Annotated in this window: 1 pseudogene; it reads right to left on the bottom strand. The window is 53.9% G+C overall.

The features are described from left to right. Positions 1 to 243, bottom strand: a pseudogene (locus ACTHSP_RS23990) (cysteine--tRNA ligase); the annotation flags it as partial.

A 243-nucleotide genomic window follows, 5' to 3' on the forward strand; every position in this document is an offset into this window, starting at 1 on the left:
CCGATAATTGTCCGTAAGCGGCAAACTCGCGCACGGCATAGTATACGTCGCCGTTGGCGGCAAGATAAGCCTTGCCGTTTTGAATCAGGGTATCAATCATGGCAATCATTTGCGGAATGTTTTCCGTTGCCTTCGGCTCAATATCCTGACGCAACACACCCAAGGCAACGGCATCTTCGTGCATAGCCTGAATGAAACGCGCAGTTAGCTCGCCGATGGGTTCGCCGTTTTCAGCCGCGCGGG

It is taken from the genome of Neisseria sp. P0001.S005 (genome assembly GCF_051963715.1).